Raw genomic sequence first — 2,070 nt, 5'->3', positions numbered from 1 at the left:
GCGACCGGGTGCGCTGGCTGGCGGGCGGCGAGCTGGAGTTCCTCGGCCGCCTGGACGACCAGGTGAAGGTGCGGGGGTTCCGGATCGAGCCCGGCGAGGTCGAGGTCGCGCTCCGGCGGCACCCGGGGGTGGCCGACGCGGTGGTGGTGGCGCGGGACGGGGGGGAGGCGGGGGCCCGGCTGGTGGCCTACGTGGTCGCCGCGGGGGAGGAGGCCGGGGCCGGGGAGCTGCGCGCCCACCTGGCCGAGCGCCTGCCCGAGCACATGGTGCCCTCCGTCTACGTCCCCCTGGCCGAGCTCCCCCGCACCCCCGCGGGGAAGGTGGACCGCCGGGCGCTGCCGGACCCGGGGGCCGGGCGTCCGGAGCTGGCCTCCCCGTACGTCGCCCCCCGGGGCGAGACGGAGGAGCGGCTGGCGGCGCTCTGGGGCGAGCTGCTGGGGGTGGAGCGGGTGGGGGCGGAGGACAGCTTCTTCGCCCTGGGGGGGCACTCCCTGCTCGCCCTGCGGCTGATCTCACGGGTGCGGGAGACCTTCGGGGTGGAGGTGCCGCTCCCGCGCCTGCTGGAGCGGCCGACGGCGGCGGGGCTGGCGGCGGTGCTCGCGGAGGAGCAGGCGGGTCCGGGCGAGACGCCGGAGGAGCTCCCCCGCGCCGTCCCCGACCCGGACCGCCGCCACGAGCCCTTCCCCCTGACGGACGTGCAGCAGGCCTACTGGGTGGGCCGCAGCGCCGGGATCGAGCTGGGCGGGGTGGCGACCCACGTCTACCTGGAGCTGGAGCGGGAGGACCTCGACCTCGCCCGCTTCCAGGACGCATGGAACCGCCTGGTGCGCCGCCACGACATGCTGCGGGCGGTGGTCCTGTCCGGCCGCGAGCAGCGCATCCTCCCAAGCGTGCCGGAGTACCGCATCGAGGTGCTGGACCTCAGGGGCGCGGCGCCGGACGCGCGCGAGGCGGAGCTCGCCGCCCTGCGGGAGCGCCTGTCGCACCAGGTGCTCCCCGCCGATCGCTGGCCGCTCTTCGACCTGCGGGCGACCCTCCTCCCCGGGGGCGCCACCCGGGTCCACGTCGGCTTCGACCTCCTGATCGGCGACGCCCGCAGCTTCGTGGTGCTCCAGGAGGAGCTGCGCATCCTGTACGAGGATCCCGGGGCCGAGCTTCCGCCGCTCCGGCTCTCCTTCCGCGACTACGTGCTGGCGGCCGATTCGCTGCGGGGCGGCGAGCGGCACCGGCGGTCGCTCGAATACTGGCGCGCCCGGCTCCCGGAGCTCCCCGGGCCGCCCCCCCTCCCCCTCGCGGCGGACCCGGCCTCGCTCGGGGCCCCCCGCTTCGTGCGCCGCAGCGCCCACCTCCCCGCCGACGCCTGGCGGGAGCTGCGGCGCCGGGCCGCGGCGGCGGGGGTGACGCCCTCGGGGGTGCTCCTCGCGGCCTTCGCCGACGTCCTGGGGCGCTGGAGCGCGGCGACGCGCTTCACCCTGGACCTGACCCTCTTCCGCCGGCTCCCCCTGCACCCCGAGGTGGACCGGCTGGTGGGGGACTTCACCTCCATCTCGCTCCTGGAGGTGGACCGCACCGCCAGCCGCTTCGTGGAGCGCGCCCGCGCCGTCCAGGAGCGTCTCTGGGCGGACCTGGACCACGCCTGGGCCAGCGGGGTGGAGGTCCTGCGGGAGCTCGCCCGGAGCGGCCGGGGCGCTCCCGGGGCGCTCATGCCCGTGGTCTTCACGAGCGTGTTGGACGCGGGCGAGGAGGGCGACGCGCCCCCGGGAGCAGGGCTGGGGGAGGTGGTGCACAGCGTCAGCCAGACGCCCCAGGTCTGGCTCGACCACCAGGCCTACCCCCTGGACGGCGGGCTGGGGACGAGCTGGGACGCCGTGGAGGCGCTGTTCGCACCGGCGTTCCTGGACGCCATGTTCGCCAGCTACCGGGAGCTCCTGGAGCGCCTGGCGGCGGGGGAGGGGTGGGACGAGGAGGAGCCGGTGCGCCTCCCGGCCGAACAGGCGGCGCGCCGCGCGAGGGCGAACGCCACCGCGGCCCCGCTCCCCCCGGTGCTGCTCCACCAGCCCTTCGCCGAGC

The 2,070-nt window shown here is 77.5% G+C and carries 1 protein-coding gene; it reads left to right on the top strand.

Annotated elements, in window-relative coordinates:
- A partial coding sequence (locus tag VGR37_07885; protein HEV2147309.1) for a condensation domain-containing protein occupies window positions 1-2,070 on the top strand: 2,070 nt, incomplete at both ends.

The sequence above is a fragment of the Longimicrobiaceae bacterium genome (assembly GCA_035936415.1).
Classification (GTDB): Bacteria; Gemmatimonadota; Gemmatimonadetes; order Longimicrobiales; family Longimicrobiaceae; genus JAFAYN01.
Note: the sequence above shows the minus strand (reverse complement) of the source record. Positions and strands in the feature narration are given on the sequence as shown.